The organism is Peribacillus sp. TH27 (assembly GCF_016650915.1).
In the GTDB taxonomy this organism is placed as follows: Bacteria; Bacillota; Bacilli; order Bacillales; family DSM-1321; genus Peribacillus; species Peribacillus butanolivorans.
In genome coordinates, this window is record NZ_JAEKEV010000002.1 from 4,982,632 (window position 1) to 5,006,879 (window position 24,248).

The 24,248-nt window shown below is 39.2% G+C and carries 26 protein-coding genes; 24 read left to right on the forward strand and 2 right to left on the reverse strand.

The genetic code is table 11. The features are described 5' to 3' along the window. Positions 1-98: 98 nt before the first annotated feature. Complete coding sequence (locus tag JFU24_RS25415; RefSeq protein WP_056526006.1) at positions 99-1,052, reverse strand: DUF1385 domain-containing protein; 954 nt, start codon at positions 1,050-1,052, stop codon at positions 99-101. 356 nt (positions 1,053-1,408) lie between these two features. Here JFU24_RS25415 and JFU24_RS25420 point away from each other — a divergent pair, with 356 nt between their 5' ends. The 4 genes from JFU24_RS25420 (at position 1,409) to efp (ending at position 4,111) form a co-directional block, all read left to right on the forward strand. Next, complete coding sequence (locus tag JFU24_RS25420; RefSeq protein WP_201223663.1) at positions 1,409-1,924, forward strand: YqhR family membrane protein; 516 nt, start codon at positions 1,409-1,411, stop codon at positions 1,922-1,924. Between the two features lie 93 nt (positions 1,925-2,017). Then, a complete protein-coding gene (gene aroQ / locus JFU24_RS25425; protein ID WP_056526000.1) occupies positions 2,018-2,464 on the forward strand; it encodes a type II 3-dehydroquinate dehydratase in 447 nt (148 codons plus the stop codon). Between the two features lies 1 nt (position 2,465). Next, positions 2,466-3,527 (forward strand): M24 family metallopeptidase, encoded by a 1,062-nt coding sequence (locus JFU24_RS25430; protein WP_098176752.1) that lies wholly within the window; start codon positions 2,466-2,468, stop codon positions 3,525-3,527. Positions 3,528-3,553: 26 nt separating this feature from the next. Beyond that, entirely contained in the window at positions 3,554-4,111 is a 558-nt protein-coding gene (efp, locus tag JFU24_RS25435) for an elongation factor P (protein ID WP_034308328.1), read from the forward strand. 140 nt (positions 4,112-4,251) lie between these two features. Here the strand turns inward: efp and JFU24_RS25440 are convergent, their stop codons facing one another. Beyond that, a complete protein-coding gene (locus tag JFU24_RS25440) occupies positions 4,252-5,610 on the reverse strand; it encodes an IS1182 family transposase (RefSeq protein WP_201250677.1) in 1,359 nt (452 codons plus the stop codon). A 486-nt stretch (positions 5,611-6,096) separates the two neighbouring features. Here JFU24_RS25440 and spoIIIAA point away from each other — a divergent pair, with 486 nt between their 5' ends. The 20 genes from spoIIIAA to recN all read left to right on the forward strand — a co-directional run bounded on the left by spoIIIAA (position 6,097) and on the right by recN (position 24,217). Further along, positions 6,097-7,029, forward strand: coding sequence for a stage III sporulation protein AA (gene spoIIIAA / locus JFU24_RS25445; RefSeq protein ID WP_201185774.1), 933 nt, complete (start codon positions 6,097-6,099; stop codon positions 7,027-7,029). Continuing rightward, positions 7,022-7,537, forward strand: coding sequence for a stage III sporulation protein SpoIIIAB (spoIIIAB, locus tag JFU24_RS25450; protein ID WP_201223664.1), 516 nt, complete (start codon positions 7,022-7,024; stop codon positions 7,535-7,537). Before spoIIIAA ends, spoIIIAB begins: the two co-directional genes overlap by 8 nt. Positions 7,538-7,558: 21 nt before the next feature. Further along, positions 7,559-7,762 carry a stage III sporulation protein AC gene (spoIIIAC, locus tag JFU24_RS25455; RefSeq protein ID WP_034308319.1) on the forward strand — a complete coding sequence of 68 codons (204 nt, stop codon included), beginning with the start codon at positions 7,559-7,561 and terminating at the stop codon, positions 7,760-7,762. Between the two features lie 13 nt (positions 7,763-7,775). After that, entirely contained in the window at positions 7,776-8,165 is a 390-nt protein-coding gene (spoIIIAD, locus tag JFU24_RS25460; RefSeq protein WP_098176754.1) for a stage III sporulation protein AD, read from the forward strand. Positions 8,166-8,198: 33 nt separating this feature from the next. Beyond that, a complete protein-coding gene (gene spoIIIAE / locus JFU24_RS25465) occupies positions 8,199-9,407 on the forward strand; it encodes a stage III sporulation protein AE (protein ID WP_201250678.1) in 1,209 nt (402 codons plus the stop codon). Positions 9,408-9,423: 16 nt separating this feature from the next. Next, entirely contained in the window at positions 9,424-10,032 is a 609-nt protein-coding gene (gene spoIIIAF / locus JFU24_RS25470; protein ID WP_201185768.1) for a stage III sporulation protein AF, read from the forward strand. A gap of 7 nt (positions 10,033-10,039) precedes the next feature. After that, positions 10,040-10,708 (forward strand): stage III sporulation protein AG, encoded by a 669-nt coding sequence (spoIIIAG, locus tag JFU24_RS25475; protein WP_053346917.1) that lies wholly within the window; start codon positions 10,040-10,042, stop codon positions 10,706-10,708. A gap of 14 nt (positions 10,709-10,722) precedes the next feature. Beyond that, positions 10,723-11,322 (forward strand): SpoIIIAH-like family protein, encoded by a 600-nt coding sequence (locus JFU24_RS25480; protein WP_201185766.1) that lies wholly within the window; start codon positions 10,723-10,725, stop codon positions 11,320-11,322. Positions 11,323-11,943: 621 nt separating this feature from the next. Further along, complete coding sequence (gene accB / locus JFU24_RS25485; protein ID WP_201250679.1) at positions 11,944-12,441, forward strand: acetyl-CoA carboxylase biotin carboxyl carrier protein; 498 nt, start codon at positions 11,944-11,946, stop codon at positions 12,439-12,441. A 14-nt stretch (positions 12,442-12,455) separates the two neighbouring features. Continuing rightward, positions 12,456-13,808, forward strand: coding sequence for an acetyl-CoA carboxylase biotin carboxylase subunit (accC, locus tag JFU24_RS25490; RefSeq protein ID WP_201185762.1), 1,353 nt, complete (start codon positions 12,456-12,458; stop codon positions 13,806-13,808). Positions 13,809-13,844: 36 nt separating this feature from the next. Continuing rightward, positions 13,845-14,249 carry an Asp23/Gls24 family envelope stress response protein gene (locus JFU24_RS25495; protein ID WP_376106072.1) on the forward strand — a complete coding sequence of 135 codons (405 nt, stop codon included), beginning with the start codon at positions 13,845-13,847 and terminating at the stop codon, positions 14,247-14,249. Positions 14,250-14,724: 475 nt separating this feature from the next. Continuing rightward, positions 14,725-15,114, forward strand: a complete 390-nt coding sequence (nusB, locus tag JFU24_RS25500; RefSeq protein WP_053346912.1) for a transcription antitermination factor NusB — start codon at positions 14,725-14,727, stop codon at positions 15,112-15,114. A 73-nt stretch (positions 15,115-15,187) separates the two neighbouring features. Next, complete coding sequence (gene folD / locus JFU24_RS25505) at positions 15,188-16,063, forward strand: bifunctional methylenetetrahydrofolate dehydrogenase/methenyltetrahydrofolate cyclohydrolase FolD (RefSeq protein ID WP_201185760.1); 876 nt, start codon at positions 15,188-15,190, stop codon at positions 16,061-16,063. A 150-nt stretch (positions 16,064-16,213) separates the two neighbouring features. After that, positions 16,214-17,566 carry an exodeoxyribonuclease VII large subunit gene (xseA, locus tag JFU24_RS25510; RefSeq protein WP_190271226.1) on the forward strand — a complete coding sequence of 451 codons (1,353 nt, stop codon included), beginning with the start codon at positions 16,214-16,216 and terminating at the stop codon, positions 17,564-17,566. Next, positions 17,563-17,796, forward strand: coding sequence for an exodeoxyribonuclease VII small subunit (locus JFU24_RS25515; RefSeq protein WP_053346909.1), 234 nt, complete (start codon positions 17,563-17,565; stop codon positions 17,794-17,796). Before xseA ends, JFU24_RS25515 begins: the two co-directional genes overlap by 4 nt. A 1-nt stretch (position 17,797) precedes the next feature. Further along, positions 17,798-18,691, forward strand: a complete 894-nt coding sequence (locus JFU24_RS25520) for a polyprenyl synthetase family protein (protein ID WP_201185758.1) — start codon at positions 17,798-17,800, stop codon at positions 18,689-18,691. Between the two features lie 251 nt (positions 18,692-18,942). Further along, complete coding sequence (gene dxs, locus JFU24_RS25525) at positions 18,943-20,835, forward strand: 1-deoxy-D-xylulose-5-phosphate synthase (protein WP_053346907.1); 1,893 nt, start codon at positions 18,943-18,945, stop codon at positions 20,833-20,835. Between the two features lie 4 nt (positions 20,836-20,839). Then, a complete protein-coding gene (locus JFU24_RS25530) occupies positions 20,840-21,667 on the forward strand; it encodes a TlyA family RNA methyltransferase (RefSeq protein ID WP_053346906.1) in 828 nt (275 codons plus the stop codon). A 362-nt stretch (positions 21,668-22,029) separates the two neighbouring features. Continuing rightward, a complete protein-coding gene (gene ahrC, locus JFU24_RS25535) occupies positions 22,030-22,479 on the forward strand; it encodes a transcriptional regulator AhrC/ArgR (RefSeq protein WP_053346905.1) in 450 nt (149 codons plus the stop codon). A gap of 22 nt (positions 22,480-22,501) precedes the next feature. Then, a complete protein-coding gene (gene recN, locus JFU24_RS25540) occupies positions 22,502-24,217 on the forward strand; it encodes a DNA repair protein RecN (RefSeq protein WP_201250680.1) in 1,716 nt (571 codons plus the stop codon). The last annotated feature ends 31 nt before the right edge of the window (positions 24,218-24,248 follow it).

Below are 24,248 nucleotides of genomic sequence, written 5' to 3' on the forward strand. Positions count from 1 at the left end.
CTTATTTTAAACATTATTCATGTAAAATATTTGAAAAAATGAAGATTATTCTCTTTGTTTAGTATATGATTTTTCATAATCATATTGTGATAGATGTTTTACACAATAACATCCGTTTCTAAACCTTTTTCCGTCCTTTTTTCCAACCTTAACAGTTCATGAAAGGAAGCCAATGCGACTTCGACCTGATCGTCGGAAGGAGCTTTTGTAGTCAATAATTGAAGCCAAAGTCCAGGATAACCAAGGTAACGCAGAACTGGAATATCTCTCACTTTGTTTGTCAACTGCAATACCTCGAAGGAAATGCCAAGCACGACGGGAATAAGTAACACTCGATCCACGACACGTAGCCATAAAGGGTCGATTGGGACGAGCATATAGACAAACATACCAACAATGACAGTAAATAAAATAAAGCTGCTACCGCAACGATAATGAAGCCGTGAACTTGCCTGCACATTGGCGACAGTCAATTCTTTCCCGCTTTCAAAACAATTAATCACTTTATGCTCTGCACCGTGATATTGAAAGACTCGCTTGATTAATGGTGTCATGGATACTAGGTAAATGTAAATGAGCAGTAATATCAACTTAAACAAGCTTTCCATTAAAACCTGAGCCATATGACCAGGAAAAATAGGTCTTGTTAATGCTGCAAGAAAGACTGGAATCAGTGTAAACAGCAATTTACCAAATAAGAAGGAAAGTACCCCGATTACGGCAACTCCAAGCCATACACTTAGTTTTGAAGATTCCTTTGTTTCTGTTTTCTTTTCTTCTATCTTTTCCCCGCCTTCTTCTTCATACTGCTCTGTGGAAAAGTTTAGATGTTTTGAGCCGGTAGCGCTCGACTGAATCAGTGAGACAATTCCCCGTAAAAACGGTATTTTTTTTAAGCGATTGACAGCAGGCTTGGATTCACGCGGTATATGGTAATACACAATCGTTGAATCTTTGCGGCGGACAGCAGTGACTGTATGGTGTTTGCCGCCAAACATGACGCCTTCCACTACAGCCTGCCCTCCATAAACAGGTTTTTGAACCTCAGACATTTCTACACCAACCTAATAGTTATTCACGTAGCTCTCTCATGGGTGCTATCATGTTTATTATCAAGTATTCACAAGGTATAAGGCCCTATAGAACCGCCCCTCTCAAAGATCAAGGGACGAATAAATGGAGGACTAATCCTTGCAAATACTTTATGAATGATGAATCGCAGGAAAGAAGTATCCTGTGTACATATAAAATTCAACAGAGGATGGACATAATCCTCTGAAAAAAGCACATTATTTATGTTTTTATCATACAGAATAAATCCAAAAACCTCTAGTAAATCTCCTCACTACGGATAAAATAAAATAGTTCTATTTAACAAAGGGCATACTACGTAGCGGAGGTGTTTGATATGTCTTCTAATGAAAAAGGACAAAATCAACAGGAAAATAGAATCATGTTAATCAACAATGTATTAGCTATCGGTTTTGTTGGAGGGCTCCTTGCCAGTTTTGCCGGAATAATAGCACATTATTTTAATTTTATGGAGTTTAGCCCCAAATTTATACTTACTTCTTGGTCGAATATGACATGGATCGATCGCTGGCTTGGTACGGTGATGACCATGCTCGTCTTCGGAATTCTGTCCGTGGGGATTGCTTTAATATACTATGGACTTTTTAGAAAAATGAAAAGTATTCTTTCAGGTGTTTTTTTTGGTGCGGTTTGCTGGGCTTTGCTGATATTTGTCTTAAAACCGATGTTCTCTGATTTGCCATCCTTTTCGGAAATGTCGTCAAAGTCCATTATAACCAGTATCTGTATTTTTATTTTATACGGTCTTTTTGTCGGATATTCTATTTCTTACGACCATCAGGAATATATTCGTCATAATAATAAAGGTGCTGAAAATCAGTCGAGAAGCTGAACGCCTGGGTTGTAAAAAAGTAGTAAGACAATTTGTAATTATGATAGAATGTTCATGGAAAGCATTCTTTTAATTATGAGCAGGTGTTTGATAATGACAAAAATCTTATTAATTAACGGTCCGAATTTAAATCGCTTAGGGAAACGTGAGCCTGCGCATTATGGGTCTTCGACGCTTTTGGATGTGGAAACTCTATTACAACAGCAGGCTCAAGGGTTAAATGTGGAAATCACTTGTTTTCAATCTAACCATGAAGGAGCGATTATCGATAAGCTCCATTGGTCAGAAGATCATGGGATAGACGGGATTATTATTAATCCAGGAGCATTTACTCATTATAGCTATGCGATTCGCGATGCAATTGCCGGAATTGATGTTCCAGTTGTGGAAGTACATATTTCGAACATCCATGCCCGTGAAAGCTTTCGGCATGAATCAGTTACCGCACCGGTGTCGGCGGGACAGATTGTCGGCTTGGGGATACACGGATATGAATTGGCTTTGCAGGCGATTACAAAGATTGCAAAGGGGGAGAAATAAAATGAATAATCTGAAACGTTTAAGAGCCTCAATGGAAAAGGTGGGCATTGATGGTTTTTTGATTACCAGTACATATAACCGCCGATTCATGACCAATTTTACTGGAAGTGCCGGTGTTGTTTTAATTTCCCAAAAAGAAGCTAAATTCATTACTGATTTCAGATACGTAGAACAAGCGGGCAAGCAGGCAGCAGACTTTGAAATTGTTCAACACAAGGGGACAATTATTGAAGAAGTCGGTAAACAGGCTAAAGAGATGAATATAAGCATACTCGGCTTTGAGCAAGATCATCTGACTTTTGCGACATATAAAGCATACGAAAAGGTCATTGAAGGACAACTTTTGCCGGTGTCGGGAGTAATTGAGAATTTACGCTTGATAAAGACCTCATCAGAGATTAAGATATTAAAGGAAGCGGCTGCTATTGCTGATGCTGCCTTTACACATATTCTGGATTTTATGCGCCCAGGAATTTCAGAGCTGGATGTGTCCAATGAGCTTGAATTCTTTATGAGGAAACAAGGGGCCACCTCTTCTTCCTTTGATATTATTGTTGCTTCTGGGAAAAGATCTGCTCTTCCGCACGGAGTGGCTACGAATAAAATCATTGAAAAAGGCGATTTTGTCACATTAGATTATGGGGCGTACTATAACGGGTATGTGTCTGATATAACTCGGACATTAGCAGTTGGCCAGCCAAGTGAAGAACTTATTAATATTTATGACATTGTTTTAGAAGCGCAACTGCGTGGCATGGCCGGGATAAAACCTGGGATGACAGGCAGGGAAGCGGATGCACTAACTCGTAATTTAATTGAAGAAAAAGGATTTGGACAGTATTTTGGACATTCAACAGGACATGGAATTGGTCTTGAAGTTCATGAAGGTCCAGCATTATCCTTGAGGTCTGATATCATTCTAGAACCAGGTATGGCTGTTACCGTTGAGCCGGGTATTTATTTACCGGGAGTTGGCGGAGTACGGATTGAAGATGATACAATCGTTACAATAGAAGGTAACGAAGCACTTACACATTCATCAAAAGAGTTAATCATTCTGTAAACATGTACATGTAGGAGGACAATTTTATGATTTCTGTAAACGATTTTCGCACAGGTGTTACAATTGAAGTAGATAATGGAATTTGGCAGGTTATCGAGTTCCAACATGTTAAACCAGGTAAAGGCGCTGCCTTTGTACGTTCTAAGCTTCGTAATCTTCGTACAGGATCCATCCAAGAGAAAACATTCCGTGCGGGTGAAAAAGTGGCGAAAGCACATATTGAAAACCGCAAAATGCAGTACCTTTATGCAAGTGGAGACAGCCATGTCTTTATGGATAACGAAACTTACGACCAAATCGAGCTACCAGCTTCAAGTATTGAACGCGAATTAAAATTCCTAAAAGAAAATATGGAAGTGCATATTATGACTTTCCAAGCCGAAACACTTGGTGTCGAGCTTCCTAACACAGTTGAACTTGAAGTTGCAGAAACAGAGCCTGGTATTAAAGGCGATACATCTTCAGGTGGAACAAAATCAGCTGTACTTGAAACAGGCCTTTCAGTTCAAGTGCCATTCTTCATCAATCAAGGTGACAAATTATTGATCAATACAAACGAAGGTTCATACGTATCACGCGCATAATTAGAAGAAGTCCGAGATTATATCTCGGGCTCAGTTTGTAGACAAAAGGGGTTCGGAATGTTTTAATTCCGGACCCCTTTTGAAATTCCCTTTGAATTTTGCTCAAGATTAAGAGATTGGGCCTCTACGAGCCCACTTTATTAAGCCATTCTTGGACCTTGCCATGTCCAATTGGCTATCTTCTTTAAATTCATGGCAGCGAAAGTAAGCATCGCCTGCATCGACAATTTTTTAAGTCCCCTTAAAGTAGTCCAACGCATACCATGCTTTTCTTTTGCATCTGCGAATACACGCTCTATTGTTTCTTTACGTTTCGCATATATAGGTTTTACATCCTTGTGATGACGCAGATGATCTGCTTCTTCCATATAATTTTGCCAGATATGGCGTGTCACCACTTTTTGATGGTCTTTGCTTACTGTACACTTTGATAAAAATGAGCATGTCGCACAAGTGTGTTTGGGTGATTTGTACTCGCGATAGCCCTCTTTATTTGTTGTTGAGTACTTTAAAATCTCGCCCGATGGGCAGAGATAACAATCAAAATGTTCATCGTAAACATAGTCATGCTTGCGAAAGAACCCTTCTTTTGTTCGTGGACGTGTATAGGGTAAAGCTGGTGTGATTTCTTTCCCAAAAAGGTAGCTTGTAATGGCTGGTGTTTTGTAAGCTGCATCTGCGGCAACAGCTTCAGGTTTTCCAACTTTCTCAATCACTTGTTCAACAAGAGGCTCTAAGATATGACTATCATGCGTATTTCCCGGTGTTACAATCGTCCCCAGCACAAAACCGTTGCGGTCCGCAGCCGCATGAAATGAATAGGCAAACTGTTTTGTTCGTTCATCTTTTACATAGTAGCCACTCTCAGGGTCAGTTGTACTTTCTTTAATTTCTTTGGTTTCTTCTTTATCAAATTTATCCGGTGGAAAAGGCTTCTTTCCATTGTTTTCACGATCTTGATTTATTTCTTCTTGAAGGCGTCCTTGATATGCTCGTGTTTCCTTACGAACGATTTTCTTTTCGAATTTTCGCTTATTCGCACTGGCTTTCACATGTGTTGAATCAACGAATACGTGCTCTGCACTTATTAACTTTCTTTCTGAAGCTGTCATTAAGATACGATAAAAAATCCGTTCAAACAGGTCTGTATCTTTAAAGCGACGCTCATAATTTTTCCCGAACGTTGAGAAGTGAGGTACTTTATCTTGGAAACCGTAACCTAAAAACCAACGGTAAGCCATATTCGTTTCAACTTCTTCAATCGTTTTACGCATCGAACGAATACCGAAGGTATATTGAATGAATGTCAATTTAACTAAAATAACTGGATCAATACTTGGGCGCCCTATCTCTGAATAAATATCTTTCACCAAGTCATAAATGAAAGTGAAGTCAATGGCTCCCTCAATTTTACGAACCAAATGGTTCGCTGGCACCAGTTGATCCAAAGTAATCATTTCAAGTTGATCTCGCTGAATAGAATTATGTTTCGAAAGCATCGTCATCACCTCAAGTTTTAATACTTCTATATTAAAACAAAAAGGACTGTAGGCAAAAGTGGTTATATCTAATTGTTAAAACAAAGTTGATTGGAACGGAAGGTGCAAGACTCCTGCGGGAAATGCGTGTCCAAGGGAGACCCCACAGGCGCAAAGGCGCCGAGGAGGCTCCCTGACCGCCCGCGGAAAGCGAGTGCCTGGAGTGGAAATCAACGTCGAATTTTTACAACCCCTCAAAAAAACTGTAGACAAACTCGATTTTCATCGAGTTTGTCTACAGTCTGAGTCCGAGATTATATCTCGGGCTTTTTTTTTGTCTTTTTTCATTCCTTTTTATGTATGACTTTTTCTATAGCTAGGGATTGAAGTAGCTAAGAAGTTCTCAAAAGGATTACTAAAAGGTCAGTTTCTTTATTAGCTTGTCATTATTACAGGATGATCGGCATATATTTTATTGAAAGTGGTGTATACAGGAGGATTGTCAAAATGGAAACGATTCTTTCTTTTTTACCGAAAAAATTATACGAGCAGCTCCGGGGTATGACACCGATGATGATTGAAAAAATGGAAGAGTTGAGAATTCGGATTGGAAGGCCTCTAGAGGTCATTGTAGGGGGGGACCCTTTCTTCTTTTCATATAAAGTGACCCATTCGGATGCCGAACAATTACTGAATCAAATAGGTCAATTTTCGTTATATACGCTTGAGGAAGAATTAAAGCGAGGATATATAACTATAGCAGGTGGACATCGGGTTGGTCTTGCAGGAAAGGTAATTCTTGAAAATGGGGCGGTCAAAGCGATAAGGGATATTTCTTCCTTCAATATTCGGATAGCACGCGAAAAAATAGGTGCAGCGGAACCGCTCACTTCTTATTTATATAATGGCGAATGGCAGCATACTTTGTTAATCGGTGCTCCACAAACAGGAAAAACGACGATATTACGTGATATTGCAAGGATGATATCTAGTGGAAATGAAAAAAGAGGTATTGCCCCTCAAAAGGTGGGAATTGTGGACGAGCGATCAGAAATTGCGGGAAGTGTTCATGGAGTACCACAGCTCGAATTTGGAACAAGGGTGGATGTGCTCGATGGATGTCCTAAAGCGGAAGGAATGATGATGATGATCCGTTCTATGTCTCCGGATGTGTTAGTCGTAGATGAAATTGGTCGCGCAGAGGATACACAAGCAGTACTAGAGGCCGTAAACGCCGGTATTAAACTCGTGATAACTACACATGGTCATACTTTGGATGAAATTAAAAAACGACCCTTTTTCGCCGAAATCTTAAGGCAAAACATTTTTGAACGGTTTATAGAATTGCAAAGAAGTAAATCTGGTAAGCGGAGCTACAATGTTCTCGACTCAGCGGGCCTCCCTTTATATTTGGGTGAAAGTGTGAATCCACATGTTTAAGTTAATAGGAGCGGCAATTATAATCTTAGCCACAACATGGGCAGGCTTTGAAGCTGCAAAAAAATTAAGTATGCGTCCTCGCCAACTGAGGCAGCTAAAAGTCGCCATGCAATCTCTGGAGGCTGAAATAATGTATGGTCATACACCGTTGAAAGAAGCGGCCCAGAAACTTTCCAAGCAGATGCCCAAACCTTTATCCTTATTTTTTGATACATTTGCGAATCGACTTGAATCAGGTGAAACCACTGTAAAAGATGCATGGGATGAAAGTTTGAAGAAAATATGGCAGTCCCTTGCCTTAAAGCAGGGAGAGTTCGAAATTCTTTCACAGTTTGGTGAGACCCTAGGAAAAAGTGATAAATATCATCAGCAAAAACAAATTATGCTAACGATGGCACACTTGGAACGGGAAGAGAGCGATGCACTAGACCGGCAGGGGAAATATGAAAAGATGATGAAAAGCCTTGGTTTTTTATCGGGATTATTACTAATCATTTTGCTGATGTAGGAATAAGTGGGGGGAATGAAAATGGGCATTGATGTGGACATCATATTTAAAATAGCTGGTGTTGGGCTGGTAGTGGCATTTCTTCACACGATACTCGATCAGGTTGGAAAGAAAGAATATGCCCAGTGGGTAACGCTTTTTGGATTTATTTATATTTTATTCATGGTAGCTTCTGTTGTAGAGGATTTATTCCAAAAAATTAAATCAGTATTCCTATTTCAGTAAGGGGGGATTCGCGATTGAAATCATAAAAATCGTGGGCATTGCCCTAGTTGCCACTTTTTTGGCCCTAATCGTCAAGGAGCAAAAACCTAATTTCGCTTTCCTGCTTGTCGTTTTTGTAGGTTGCTCCATTTTTCTTTTTTTAGCAGATAAAATATACGAAATCATTTTAATGTTAGAAAAAATTGCGGTAAATGCAAATGTAAATACCGTTTATTTGGAGACTATCTTGAAAATAATCGGAATCGCCTATATCGCTGAATTTGCCTCCCAAATTACAAAAGATGCAGGGCAGGGATCACTGGCTTCCAAAATAGAATTGAGCGGGAAAATCTTGATTCTGGCGATGGCAATTCCGATTTTAACCGTCATTATTGAAACGATTATACAGATGCTTCCAAGTTAATGGGCTATTCCTACTAGTCAATGAGGTGAAAGTATGAAGCAGCGGATGCCTTACTTATCCATTCTATTCGTTTTACTCTTTTTTTTGCATACATCTGTTGGACAAGCTGCCGAAAATGGTGAAAGTGGAGAAGCTGATCAAGAGCCAATTATGCAGTCTGAATTGGTACAAGCTCAAATAGAGAGACTCGGTGTTGATGAGCTCAAGAAATATTGGGATGACATTGTCACGGAGTATGGAGGGTTTTTACCTGAAAGTCAGAAAGGAAGTTTCATGGATTTTGTAAGCGGAGATAAGAAATTTTCATTTGATCAATGGATAAAAGGGATTATAAAGTTCGTTTTTCATGAACTGCTCGTGAACGGGAAGCTCCTAGGATCACTCATTTTATTGACCGTGTTCAGCATGTTCCTGCAAACTCTGCAGAATGCGTTCGAGCAAAGCTCGGTGAGTAAGGTCGCTTATGCAATCGTTTATATGGTATTAATCATTTTAGCGTTGAACAGCTTTCATGTGGCGATTGAATATACAAAAGATACGATAGATTTGATGATTTCTTTTTTAATGGCGCTCATCCCTTTGCTATTAGCTTTAATAGCAGCTTCTGGAGGACTTGTATCTGCAGCGTTCTTTCATCCTGTCTTAATGTTTTTAATGAATACCAGTGGCATCTTGATACAATATATCGTCCTACCATTATTATTCTTCGCAGCGATTTTAAGCATAGTCAGCACGCTGACCGAACATTATAAAGTGACTCAGCTGGCCCAATTGCTCCGCAACTTTGCTATCGGGATTCTGGGTGCTTTTATGACCATTTTTCTTGGTGTTATATCCGTTCAAGGAGCATCCTCTGCTGTTGCAGATGGAGTGACAATCAGGACGGCGAAATTTGTGACAGGCAACTTTATACCGGTAATAGGGCGCATGTTTACTGATGCAACCGATACGGTCATTAGTGCCTCCGTTCTTCTGAAAAATACAGTGGGTTTGTCAGGTGTCATTATCCTCCTGCTTATAACTACATTCCCAGCTATAAAAATCTTAATGATCTCCTTTGTCTATAAACTAGCGGCGAGTCTTTTGCAGCCGCTTGGTGGAGGGCCTGTAATAAAATGTCTCGACATTATAAGTAAAAGCATGATTTATATTTTTGCAGCATTGGCCATTGTCTCACTCATGTTCTTTTTAAGTATCACAGTAATTATAGCCTCTGGAAACATTACACTGATGGTTCGTTAGAAAGGAGGAGGGCTTGGTGAGTTTTTTAGCTGGCTGGGTATCCAATATTATCGTATTTGTATTGCTGGCTACTGTAATCGATATGCTCCTTCCCAATTCAGCTTTACAGAAATATGCCAAAATGGTAATCGGACTTTTACTGATTGCGATTATCATCACTCCTATATTGGGATTATTCAATAAGGATTTCGACGAAATTCTGTCAGCGGCTACAAGTGAATTTGAAGATCAGAAAAAAAAAGATTTAGGAAATTTGACAGAAATGAAGAAAAAAGAAATACAAGCTACCCAGGGTGCATATATTTTAAAACAAATGGCTGTTGAGTTACAGGCAGAAGTAGAAGAGGAGCTGATGGTGGATTATAACATGAAGATTAGTTCAATTGATGTAGGAGTCAAGAATGAGGAAGAACCAAGCATTAATGACTTGCAAAACATAACCATATCATTGGAAAAGGCAGAAGGGAAAGAAGACTCGGAGATAGAGGCAGTAGCGAAGGTTGATATTAATGCAGAGAGACCGTCTTCATCCAATGATGCCAATCTGGATGCTGTCAAAAGGTTTCTGGCAACAAGTTGGTCTGTCGATAAAGAGATCATTGAAATCGCCGGGGAAAGGAAGTGACTGAGTATTGAACAAAGACAAAGGTCCATTATCCTGGCTGCAAAAACTTGTAAATAAAGACCCTGACCAAAAAGAGCCTAAAGAAAAAAAACCTTCCCTGTATGTCTATGCTCTAATAGTTGTCCTTTTGGGAGCAGGAATTATGATGGCCGGGAATTTGTTAACCACCAACCAGACTGGACAAACATCCGAAGTAAAGACGGTATTCAATAATAAACAGGATGATGATGGAGATGTAGAAACATTCGGCCAGAAGAATAAATCCGAATTCAAGACGACAAAAGATTATGAAATATATCTTCAGAATGAAATGAAGGAAGCGCTTGAATCCATCGCGGGTGTCGATGATGTAAAAGTCGTAATCTACGTGGATGCATCCGAGAAAAAAGTTTATGAAAGAAATAAAGTCACTCAAAAACAAGTAACTGAAGAAACTGATCAGGAAGGCGGTAAAAGAACGGTTGAAGACACATCTGTTGATGAGCAGCTAGTCTTGATCAAAAGCGGTGAAAAAGAAGGACCAATCATTTCAGAAACAAAAAAACCTAGTGTACGAGGGGTCCTAGTGGTCGCTAAAGGGGCCGAAAATATTCAAATAAAGAAGTGGATTATCGAAGCTGTCACTCGCTCACTTGATGTACCAAGTCACCGGGTATCTGTTATGCCTAAAAAATAAGGGGGAAAATCTACATGTTATTAAAAAAACAAACCGTTTGGTTATTGACTATGCTAAGTCTGGTAGTGGTACTGTCTGTCTATTATTTAACCGCTCCTGAAGAAAATGCTGCTGATATGACAGCCACTGAACAGACAGAAAGTAAAACAGAGAGTAAAACGGAAAGCAAAACAGAAAGTAAAACAGAAAGTAAGGGAGAAACTAAGAGTGGTAAAGAGACCTCTTCTAAGAATGCTGCTGGTTCTTCTGTAACCATAGCATCAGGCGACGAGTTCGAATCATTAAGGATGCAGATTGAAGATGAACGGGCAAAGTTGAATGAAGAATTGACTGTGAAGATGGGCAATACAGAACTATCAGCTGAGGAAAGAGAAGATGCATATGCGAAAATCGAACAATTAAGCGAGACAAAAGTAAAGGAAAATATCATCGAAAACCTAATTGTGGCCATGGATTATAATGCCGCACTCGTACGAGTCGATGGAACGGATGTAAAAGTGAGTGTCAAAGCTGATAAACAAACAAAAACAGAGGCTAATAACATTATTCGCCTCGTACGTAAAGAAGTGGATGATGCTCAAAATGTAGTTGTGGATTTCCAACCAGAAAAGTAATCATATATTCTATAAAAAGAGCTGATACACAACAGTTTATAAATAAAAAAAATTAGAAGGGTCCTCTTTTTTAGAAAAAAAGGACTTTTTTTTTGGTTTTTTATCAGTATAAAACATCTGGGAAACTTTGGGGGAAAAGGTTTTTTGGTGTAAATTGATTCCAGTAATTCGAATAGAAATAGTGATATTGAACCTTTCGTAATATTCTAGAAAAGTAATTAATGTAAATTTTTAGCTGATTTTCCTAGGTAATTTGGTAAAACAAGCTAGAAAACGCTTACAATTTTTAAATCAAAAAATATTCACAATCTTATAATAAAGGTGTAATATAGGAGTATAGATATCGAGTTGCAACTAATCTATCATTGAATTTTTATAAGCTAATATTGTATGATGTTAGAAGCTGGTCATAAACTTTTCAGTCCTCTAAAGATAACAATATTTTAAGAAAGTGAAATTTCTGTTATAATACAGACGAGGTATTTATTCAGTCAATCGCTTTCTGGTTTAGAAAGCGACTTCATTGTGAAGAATTGGACAAGGTATGGACAAGCTAAGTTAAAAGGTACATAAAATATTGCCTCAAAAAATTAATATCAAATTAGACAAGGGGTGCCACAAATGAAAGTGCAAGAAATTCGTGAAATTATTAAGCTAGTCGATCAATCTAACATCAGTGAATTCGTTTATGAAAATGAAGGAACAAAAATTAAACTAAAGAAACCTGAAACAGAATTAGTAGGACACCCAGCGGCTGCTCCAGAAGTTGTTCAAGCTAATGCAGCTGTTGAAGTTAAGCCTGTAGCAGCGCCTGCCCCTGCAGCGCCAAAAGCTGTTGAACCAGCTAAGCCAACTGTTGCTGTCACTGAGCAAGAAAATTTACATAAAATCACTTCTCCAATGGTTGGAACTTTCTACCAATCTCCATCTCCGGATGCTGCTGCATACGTGAAAGCAGGGGATAAAGTTACAGCAGATTCTATTGTTTGTATCGTAGAAGCTATGAAACTTTTCAATGAAATTGAGGCCGAAGTAGACGGTGAAATTGTAGAGGTTCTTGTAAAAGAAGGCCAACTTGTAGAATATGGTCAACCATTATTTTTAGTAAAGCCGGAATGAGGAGCTGTTTCTAAATGATCAAAAAGGTATTAATTGCCAATCGTGGGGAAATTGCAGTCCGAATTATCCGGGCATGCAAGGAATTAGGTATTGAAACTGTAGCGGTCTATTCAGAAGCCGACAAAGAAGCATTACATGTTCAAATTGCCGACGAAGCTTATTGCATCGGTCCTAAATTATCAAAAGACAGTTATTTAAATACAACGAACATTATCAGTACAGCCAAGAAAACAGGATCGGATGCTATTCACCCTGGTTATGGATTCCTTGCCGAAAATGCTGACTTTGCAGAGCTTTGCCGTGAATGTAATATCATATTCATCGGTCCTAGTCCCGAAGCAATAAATAAAATGGGGACAAAGGACGTAGCAAGGGAAACCATGCGCAAAGCTGGTGTACCGATTGTTCCTGGTTCTAAAGGAATTATTAAAGATACAGATGAGGGTGTAGCCCTTGCTAATGAAATGGGCTACCCTGTCATCATTAAAGCTACAGCCGGTGGCGGAGGTAAAGGTATCCGGGTCGCTAGAACGGAAGAAGATCTTATTAAAGGCATTAGCATTACGCAACAAGAAGCTGCTACAGCTTTTGGAAATCCAGGCGTGTATATTGAAAAATTCATCGAAGACTTCCGTCACGTTGAAATCCAAGTCATGGCTGATAATCATGGGAATGCAATCCATTTAGGAGAGCGTGATTGTTCGGTACAACGACGTTTGCAAAAACTGGTTGAAGAAACTCCTTCTCCTGCACTTGACGGTGAAATGCGTGCGGAAATGGGGCAGGCTGCAGTAACGGCTGCCCTTGCTGTTAACTACTCTGGTGCTGGTACAGTTGAATTTATTTATGACTATGTGAATAGAAGATACTATTTTATGGAAATGAATACACGTATCCAGGTTGAGCATCCAGTTACAGAAATGGTCACAGGTGTAGATTTGATTAAAGAACAAATCAAAGTTGCTTCAGGTGACAAACTTTCTCTTTCGCAAGAAGATGTTACATTTAACGGTTGGTCAATCGAATGCCGGATCAATGCCGAAAATCCAGAGAAAAACTTTATGCCTTCTGCCGGTAAAATTCAAATGTATTTACCGCCAGGTGGCTACGGAGTACGTGTTGATTCTGCAGCATATCCTGGGTATACGATACCGCCATATTACGATTCTATGATTGCTAAATTAATTGTCCATGCACCGACAAGGGAAGAGGCAATTGAGAAAATGAAACGTGCTCTAGGTGAGTTTGTCATTGAGGGAATCAATACTACAATTCCTTTCCATATTAAGTTACTTCAGCATGACCAATTTGTTTCTGGAGAATTTAATACCAAATTCCTTGAAATATATGACGTAATGAACTCATAATGTAAAGGAAGACAGGAGGTGCTTTGAATGAGTGAAATGGAAGGCCAATTACTCGAAATGAATGATTACAATAGTGGACTAGGCAGAGTGGAGATTGCGCCTGAGGTGATAGAGGTAATCGCGGGCATAGCTGCATCGGAAGTTGAAGGTGTCGCACATATGCGCGGGAATTTTGCTACTGGCGTAGTTGAAAAGCTTGGCAAAAAGAACCACGGTAAAGGTGTTAAAGTAGACTTAACTGGAGAAACAATTAAAGTCGAGCTTTATTGTGTCATGAAATTTGGTGTTTCTATTCCGAAAGTTGCGCAGGAAGTACAAGACAACATTCGTGAAGCTTTATTAAATATGACCGCTATCGACGCGGGCGAAGTGAACATTCATGTTGTCGGTATAGCATTTGAGAACGCAAAACAGGAAGCGGATTACGAACAAGAAGTGTAATTAGCATCATTCAACTTACACCTGCAAAAACCCGGCAATAGGCCGGGTTTTTGTTTTTTTATTTTTACCCCATCGATTACTTTCGTATAAAAAGCCTGCTTATAATATTACGTTAAATGAACATAATAAGGCGGTGTCTGGAAGTTTCCCTTTAATTCAAGGGTGATTTCTGTTAGAGTGTAAAAGATGAAATATGAGCATGAAAGCTAGGCAAGAGCTTTTTGACACTTTCGAAATGTATACATCTCTGTTGTGAATTAAACATATATAAGGTTTTCAATTTAACTTAAAAGCACCTTGGAAAAAATGTTATGAATAATAGGTGAGTGAGGGTATTTCGACCTTAATATTAGTGAAATTTAGCTAAACCTTGAAAAAATACAGCAAAAATCTTAATATTTTCGAAAAAAGTTATTTAATGTTCGTTTGTTCTAGCATTTTCATATATAATAGTAGATGTTAAAGGAGTAAGATTATGAAAAGAAGAGTAGCCCGTGAAAAATCCCTTCAAGCACTATATCAGATAGATATCGCCAAGTCAGATGCAGAAGAAGCAATGGAAAGCGTTCTGAATGGCGCTCCTACTGATGAATATTTCAAAAAATTAGTTACTGGGATTACGGAAAATCGTGAACAACTTGATGGAATGATCAGGGACAATTTAGAGAACTGGACGTTGGAAAGATTAGCGAACATTGATCGGAATTTACTGCGTATCGCGGTTTATGAAATGGTTCACAGTGAAGATGTTCCTGTAAGTGTTGCTATGAATGAAGCTATTGAAATTGCTAAGAAATTCGGTGATGATCAATCGAGCAGCTTTGTGAATGCTGTTTTATCCAAGGTTAAGGTGAAAATCGGTTAAAGCAGCTGCCCTTTAAAAAAGGGTAATCTCAGCAATTTCTTTAGCAAAATTAACTTGGGAGGAAATATTACACATGTCAGCTCAAATCATTAATGGTAAAGAAATTGCAGAGGCAGTTAGACAGGAAATCAGTAAGGAAGTTCAACAATTAAGTGAAAAAAATATCGTACCAGGTTTGGCAGTTATTTTAGTCGGTGACAATCAAGCTTCACAAACCTATGTGCGCAATAAGCAAAAAGCCTGTGAGGACTTAGGAATGCATTCTGTATTGATTAAAAAGCCTGCAGATTTAACTCAGGAGGAATTAATTCAGAACATTGATGAATTAAACCAGGATGATAGCATTCATGGTATTTTGGTGCAGCTACCATTGCCTGGACATATTCAGGAAAAAGCGATCATTGAAGCGATTTCCCCTGAAAAGGATGTTGATGGATTCCACCCGATTAATATTGGGCGAATGATGACAGGGCAGGATGCATTTTTACCATGTACTCCTTACGGGGTAATGGTAATGCTTGAGCATATTGGCTATGAACTTGAAGGTAAGCATGTGGTCATAGTAGGGAGAAGTAATATCGTTGGCAAACCGGCCGGACAACTGTTTTTAAATGCGGATGCAACAGTTACCTACTGTCATTCAAAAACAAAGGATCTTGCTTATTATACGAAGCAGGCTGATGTGGTTGTTGCAGCTGTCGGAAAAAGAGACACAATTACTAGTGACCATATTAAAGAAGGTGCAGTCGTCATTGATGTCGGAATGAACAGGAATGATGAAGGGAAGCTTTGCGGCGATGTGGCGTTTGAAGAAGTGAAAAATAAAGCTTCATACATTACTCCTGTTCCTAAAGGGGTTGGTCCCATGACGATCACAATGCTAATGAAGAATACAGTCAAATCTGCTCAAAAAACACTTAACTTGAACAAACAAGCACTAAAAAGTTAAAAAAATCGCTAAATTATTTTAAAGAAGCGGACCTCTTGTTTTATAATAACGAGAGACCGCTTTTTTTCTATTTATAGATTTACGAAAGTTTTAAGTGTAACCTATAGGTGAGCTTTCTTATATCCGATTCTTGTCGGAAGGAGACATTATATGAGCAACCAACAATATTTGAGTGTATCGGCTTTAACGAAGTACATTAAAAGGAAGTTTGATGCCGATCCTCATTTGCAAAATGTATACATAAAAGGTGAAATTTCCAATTTCAAACAACATACAAGTGGCCATATGTACTTTACTTTGAAAGACGAGAAGGCTCGCTTGCTTTCCGTTATGTTTGCTGCAAATAACAAAGGGATGAAATTCCTTCCCGAAAATGGGATGAAGGTACTTGTGAAGGGCGATATTTCATTATATGAAGCGAGTGGACAGTATCAGCTATATGTGAAAAGCATGGCTCCTGATGGTGTTGGAGACCTGTATCTTGCATATGAACAGTTAAAGAAAAAGCTAGAAGCAGCAGGCTTGTTTTTAGCAGAACATAAGAAGACGATTCCACTATACCCTAAATCTGTAGGGGTCATAACATCTCCAACAGGTGCTGCACTGAGGGATATTTTAACAACCATTAAGCGCCGTTATCCAATTGCTAAAATTATCGTTTATCCAGCTCTTGTTCAAGGGAATAATGCCGCTAAATCGATTGCCCAGGCGATCACGATGGCTAACTCGAGGGCTGAAAGCGATGTATTGATTGTCGGAAGGGGCGGCGGTTCCATTGAGGAGCTCTGGGCCTTTAATGAGGAGATAGTAGCTGAATCCATTTATGATTCGGATATTCCAATTATTTCAGCTGTTGGACACGAAACAGATTTTACAATTGCGGATTTTGTAGCAGATATGCGGGCACCGACTCCTACAGGGGCAGCGGAGCTTGCGGTTCCTCATCTGAATGAAATACTTGAACGGCTGATGAACCGTAAGAATCGTTTGACGCGTTCCATCCAGGAAACGGTGAATTTCGAACGTACCCGCTTGACTAGGATGGAAAGATCTTATGCCTTTCGCTATCCACACAAAATGTATGAGCAGAAACTCGAACAGCTTGACAAGACTTTGGACAGGTTAGGGAAGACAAGTACCCGGTATTTCATGAAAAAAAGGGATGAGCTAAATCAGGTGACCGATATTCTGAAAAAGCAACATCCTGAACAAGCTGTGAAAAATTCAAAAGATGATTTGCATCAGCAAGAAAAAGCATTACGTCGGGCCATGGAAGCCATTTATCGTCAAAAGTCACAGCAGTTTGTTCATATCACTGCAACTTTGTCTGCCCTCAGTCCATTAAAGATTATGGAACGGGGCTATGGGCTGGTTTTTGCTGAGGATGAAACATTAATAAAAAGTACACAGCAAGTATCCAAAGGGGATAAGATAGCTGTTTCAATAAAAGATGGAACCCTAGAATGTGAAATTAAAGAAATAAAGGAGCGAATTGAACCATGACAAAGAAACAAGAAGTTACATTTGAAGAAGCAATGGAGAATCTCGAAAAAATTGTAGAGCAGTTGGAAGAAGGGGACGTGCCTCTCGAAAAAGCGATTTCCATATATAAACAAGGGATGGATTTATCCCGACTTTGTCATTCGAAGTTGAAGACTGTTGAAGAACAATTGACTCAAATTTTACGCGAAGATGGGGAACTTGAAACCTTCGCTGTACAGGAGGAAGAATAATATGAGTACGGCGTCCTTTGAAACGTTTTCAAAAGAATATAAAGCTGTAATAGAGAGAGAAATCGTTGAATATGTAAATAAGCTTGAAGCTCCAGCTGTTGTCAAGGAAGCGATGACTTATTCATTGGAAGCAGGAGGTAAACGGATTCGTCCTTTATTGGTTTTTGCGGTTTTAGAGGCCTTCGGAAAAAATTTAAAGACAGGAATCCCAGCAGCGGCGGCCATTGAAATGATTCATACATATTCCTTGATTCATGATGACCTTCCAGCGATGGATGACGATGATCTACGACGTGGAAAACCTACGAATCATAAAGTCTTTGGTGAAGCGGTAGCTGTCCTGGCAGGGGATGCCTTGCTAACATACAGTTTTCAATTGGTGACGGATATGATTGATCCTGAGGTGACTGCGGAAATGAAGTTGAACTTAGTAAGTGAAATTGCTAAATCTGCTGGCGCTGAAGGGATGGTTGGAGGTCAAGTCGCCGATATGGAAGGTGAAAGTAAACAGTTGACCCTTAAAGAATTGGAATATATTCATGAACATAAAACGGGGAAGCTATTGACTGCAAGTATCATTTCAGGTGCCATATTAGCTGGAGCAAATAACGAACAGCACCAGCATTTACGTGATTTTGCATACCATCTGGGACTTGCTTTTCAAATTCGGGATGATATTCTGGATATTGAAGGATCAGTAGAGTTAATTGGCAAGCCAGTTGGCAGTGATGAAGGCAATCATAAAAGCACATATCCTTCTTTACTTACGCTTGATGGGGCAAAGGAGAAGTTGGATTATCATATTAAACTTGCCCATAACGCTTTAGGAAAAACAAATTTACAAACAAGTTTATTAAACGAACTAACCAATTTAATTGCGACCCGTGACCATTGAGTGTGGCTAAATTTGTTATCAAATGAGGTTTTATGGTATACTCATTGTGCAAAAATATGTAAAGATAAAGATGAATTTTTTAGATAAGATACGTGATAAAATAGGTAAAAATAAGCCGCCGAAATCACCTGGGTGTTGGCGGCCATTTTTACCTTATAACGAATTTTTCGGTCAAGTCTTCTAAATAGCACTCTTTTTTGAGGCTTTGTTTATGCTTACAACCGAAAATGACAGAAAGTGAGTGGTCCAGTTTGGATCTTCTATCTATAAAAGACCCTTCTTTTTTGAAGAATATGAATAATGAAGAGCTTGTCGAATTAAGTGTAGAAATTCGTAAGTTTCTTGTAGAAAAATTATCGGTAACCGGTGGGCATATTGGGCCCAATTTAGGCGTAGTCGAATTGACAATAGCGTTGCATAAAGAATTCGATAGCCCGAAGGATAAAATATTATGGGATGTAGGACATCAATCATATGTTCATAAAATCCTGACTGGAAGAGCTGGAGAGTTTGATACTTTAAAGAAGTATAAAGGTCTTTGCGGGTTTCCTAAAATGATTGAAAGCCCTCATGATGTATGGGAAACCGGACACAGTTCTACTTCCCTTTCAGCTGCTATGGGAATGGCAGCTGCTCGTGATATTAAGGGAGAGAAAAGTTTTATTTTACCTGTAATTGGTGATGGAGCGCTTACAGGGGGAATGGCACTTGAAGCCTTGAATCACATCGGTGATGAAAAAAAGGACATGATTGTAATCTTAAATGATAACGAAATGTCAATTGCACCTAATGTCGGTGCTTTACACACGATATTGGGAAGATTACGGACAGCAGGTAAATATAATTGGGCAAAAGACGAGTTGGAACTGCTTTTGAAAAAAATCCCTGCAGTTGGCGGGAAACTTGCAGCTACTGCTGAACGCTTGAAGGACAGTATGAAGTATTTATTGGTCTCAGGGATCTTTTTTGAAGAACTAGGTTTCACATATCTTGGACCAGTGGATGGTCATAATTATGAAGAACTGTTAGAGAATTTAAGGTATGCCAAGAAAACAAAAGGACCAGTCCTGTTACATGTCATTACGAAAAAAGGTAAGGGGTATTCTCCCGCTGAGTTGGATACAACAGGGAATTGGCATGGGACAGGTCCATACAAGATTGAAACAGGTGATTTCGTTAAATCCCCTAGTAAAGGTCCTGCTTGGAGTGCACTTGTAAGTGATACTGTAAGCAGACTTGCACGCGAAGATGAACGAATTGTCGCGATTACACCTGCGATGCCTGTAGGTTCGAAATTGGTAGGGTTTTCTGAGGAATTTCCGGAACGTTTTTATGATGTGGGGATTGCCGAGCAGCATGCAGCAACTTTTGCTGCTGGATTGGCAACGCAGAAAATGAAACCATTTTTGGCGATTTACTCAACCTTCTTACAAAGAGCATATGACCAGGTAGTACATGATATCTGCCGCCAGAATTTGAATGTCTTTATTGGAATTGATAGGGCCGGCCTTGTCGGTTCTGATGGTGAAACACATCAAGGCGTTTTCGATATTGCGTTCTTACGCCATATTCCGAATATGGTTTTGATGATGCCAAAAGACGAAAATGAAGGTCAGCATATGGTAAATACAGCTTTAAACTATAATGATGGTCCGATTGCGATGCGCTTCCCGCGTGGAAATGGTTGGGGAGTTGTAATGGATACAGAATTACAGCAGATTCCTATCGGTTCATGGGAAGTCCTGAAAGAAGGAACAGATGCCGCCATTTTAACGTTCGGGACAACGATTCCTATGGCACTTGAAGCTGCAGCACTTCTGGAGAAAGAGGATTATTCTGTAAAAGTGATTAATGCTCGGTTCATAAAGCCACTGGATGTAAAAATGCTAAGTCGCCTTCTGGGTGAGAAAATGCCTATCTTAACAATAGAAGAAGCTGTCCTTCAAGGTGGCTTTGGTAGTTCTGTTCTTGAATATGCTCATGATCAAGGATTTTATGGTGCGATTATTGACCGAATGGGAATCCCTGACTATTTCATTGAACATGGAAGTGTTGACGAGCTACTTGAAGAAATAGGTTTAACGACTAAGACAGCTATGAAAAAGATTAAAATGATTACACCCAAAAAAGAAAAAAGGGCCTGACAATATGAAAGTAATGAAAGAAAGATTAGATGTATTACTAGTAGAACAAGGCTTAGCTGAAACGCGTGAAAAAGCTAAGCGTATGGTTATGGCAGGTCTTGTCTATGCAAATGAAGAGAGATACGAAAAGCCGGGAGAAAAAGTACCGGTTGATCTTGAATTAACGATTAAAGGGAAAGTAATGCCTTACGTTTCAAGAGGTGGCCTCAAACTAGAGAAGGCATTAAAAGAATTCGATTTACATGTGAATGGAAAAGTTCTCCTTGATATCGGTTCATCTACTGGAGGCTTTACTGATTGTGCTTTACAAAATGGTGCCGTCATGTCTTATGCGCTTGATGTAGGGTATAATCAACTAGCTTGGAAGCTTAGACAGGATGAAAGGGTTAAAGTAATGGAACGGACCAATTTCCGGTACGTCACTCCAGCCGATCTCGATGGGAAGATGCCAGACTTTGCAAGCATTGATGTTTCTTTTATCTCGCTCACGTTAATTTTACCGGTTCTAAAGACCTTGCTTGTACCCAAAAGCGACGTTGTAGCCCTAGTTAAACCGCAATTTGAAGCTGGGAAGGATCAAGTCGGCAAAAAGGGTATTGTTCGTGAACCCAAGATCCATAAAGAAGTGTTAAATAAAATAATTTCTTTTGCAAAAAAAGAAGGCTACGATATTAAGGATGCCTCCTTTTCTCCGATTACAGGTGGCGATGGAAATATTGAATTTTTGCTTCATTTATATTGGGAAGGGTCGAAAGTAGATGGAGACCTAATGCTCTCAAAAACGGTTGATGACATAGTTGGAGAAGCACATGCCCAGTTTAAAAAAGAATAAATAGAACTATGTATGGCTCCTTTAGCTGAATGGTTGGCTGAAGGAGCTTTTTCACTTTAGGAAGTGAAAGGCAAAAGGCCCTCGAATTATAGGGGGAGTTTACATTAAGAAATTTAAGAACAAAATATAGACATGTTATGTATTTTTGAGAAAAAGTTGTACAATTGCATAAAAATCCGATAACATTAATATTAGCGAGCATCCTATAGCGTCAAATCTGTACGCAAGGGACGTTGTTAAAGGCAAGATAGATGTTGTTTATAATGCGGAAGCAACGCCTGCTTGGCAGCTTGCTTAAACGCTTATATAACGGTTATTTACTAAATTAAATTAGCCACAGTCGAGAAGAGGTGCTTCTACTTATGAATAAGGGACAACGACATATAAAAATCAGGGAAATTATTACGAATAACGATATTGAAACTCAAGATGAGCTAGTTGAAGAACTGAAAATTGCTGGATACAATGTTACTCAGGCTACTGTATCAAGGGATATTAAAGAGCTCCACCTTGTTAAGGTCCCGTTAACAGACGGAAGGTATAAATACAGCTTACCAGCCGACCAACGCTTCAATCCACTTCAAAAATTAAAGAGAATGCTGATTGATGCTTTTGTTCGCATTGATGCGGCAAATAATTTGCTTGTTATGAAAATGCTCCCGGGAAATGCCCAGGCAATCTGTGCATTAATTGATAATTTAAATTGGCAAGAAATACTCGGAACAATCGGCGGCGATGACACATGTTTAATTATCTGCCGTTCTGAGGAAGATGCGAAGATCATTTCCGGCAAATTCTTGGACATGCTCTAATAATTTTGTGAGGTGACCTAGTTTGTTAACAGAACTTTCGATTAGGAATTTTGCGATCATTGACAGCTTGTCTGTTTCATTTGAAAAAGGCCTGACTGTATTGACCGGCGAAACAGGGGCAGGGAAATCCATTATCATAGATGCCGTTCATTTATTGGTTGGTGGCCGTGGTTCGGCAGAGTTCATTCGACATGGTGAGTCGAAGGCCGAAATAGAAGGGCTCTTTCAAATTGATGATGACAAACATCCGGTCTTTGCCAAGGCTGAAGAATTTGGCTTGGATATGAATGATGGGATGGCTATCCTCCGAAGAGATATCTCACTCAGCGGCAAGAGCGTCTGCCGGGTAAATGGAAAGCTCGTAACGATTGCAATTTTACGTGAGATAGGACGGACTTTGATAGATATACATGGTCAGCATGAACATCAGGAATTAATGGATGAACGACTCCACCTTCCTTTGCTTGACCAGTTCGGCGGCGAAAAAGTTGCTTCAGCTCTTGCCGAATATCAAAAGTTATTTAAACGGTATGAGACAGCTTCTAAACAACTGAATAGTTTAAGTCAAAATGAACAGCAAATGGTTCATCGTCTCGATTTAATCCAGTTTCAATTCGATGAAATTCAGAAAGCGGATTTGAAACTACGCGAAGATGAAGAATTGATGGAAGAACGGAAAAAAATTAATAATTTCGAAAAAATTCATGAAGCGTTGCAAACCAGCTATAATGCTTTAAATGGAGAACAACATGCAATTGATTGGCTATCCGTGGCCATGAATAACCTAGAAGAAGCAGCGGGTCTCGATGAGGGTTTAAAAAATAGCTCGGAAACTGTTTCAAATAGCTACTTCCTTCTCGAAGAAGCGGTCTCGATCATCCGAGATCAGTTAGATTCTTTGGATTATGATACAGAACGAGTCGAATTTATTGAAAGTCGCCTTAATGAAATAAATCAATTAAAACGTAAATACGGACGGACCATCGAGGAAATATTGGAGTATGGTGCTGGGATTGAAGAAGAAGTCGAAAAGCTTCAAAATCGGGAAACCCATATAGCGAAGCTTGAAAAAGAAATAAAATCTATTAAAGCTGATTTAATTGTTGAAGCAAAAAACCTGTCTGAACTTCGGCAAACATTCGCACAGCAGTTAACAAAGAAAATACATCAGGAATTAAAAGATTTATACATGGAAAAAACAATTTTCGAACCGCATTTTCTTCAAACAGCTTATACTTTCGATGAGTTATCAGACAGGGGAATTAATCAGTCGGGTCTGGATTCCATGGAGTTTTATATATCCACCAATCCAGGAGAGCCGTTAAAACCTCTTTCGAAAATTGCTTCTGGCGGAGAGTTATCTAGGATTATGTTGGCTTTGAAAAGTATTTTCTCCAAACATCAAGGCATTACTTCCATTATATTCGATGAGGTGGACACAGGTGTAAGCGGCAGGGTTGCACAATCTATTGCCGAAAAAATCTATAAAGTGGCAACGGGTTCCCAGGTACTTTGTATTTCACATTTACCACAGGTTGCGGCAATGGCAGATACCCATTTATTTATTGCAAAAAATGTTAGAGCAGGACGAACCAATACTTCGGTGAAGCCTCTTATAGAAAGTGAAAAAATAAAAGAAATTGGCAGGATGATCTCCGGTGTCGAGATTACGGATTTAACGAAGCAACATGCCAATGAATTAATTCAGCTAGCCAAAAGGTTGAAAATTACGTCTTGATACGGTCTTTATAAGAGTACTTACAACTAAT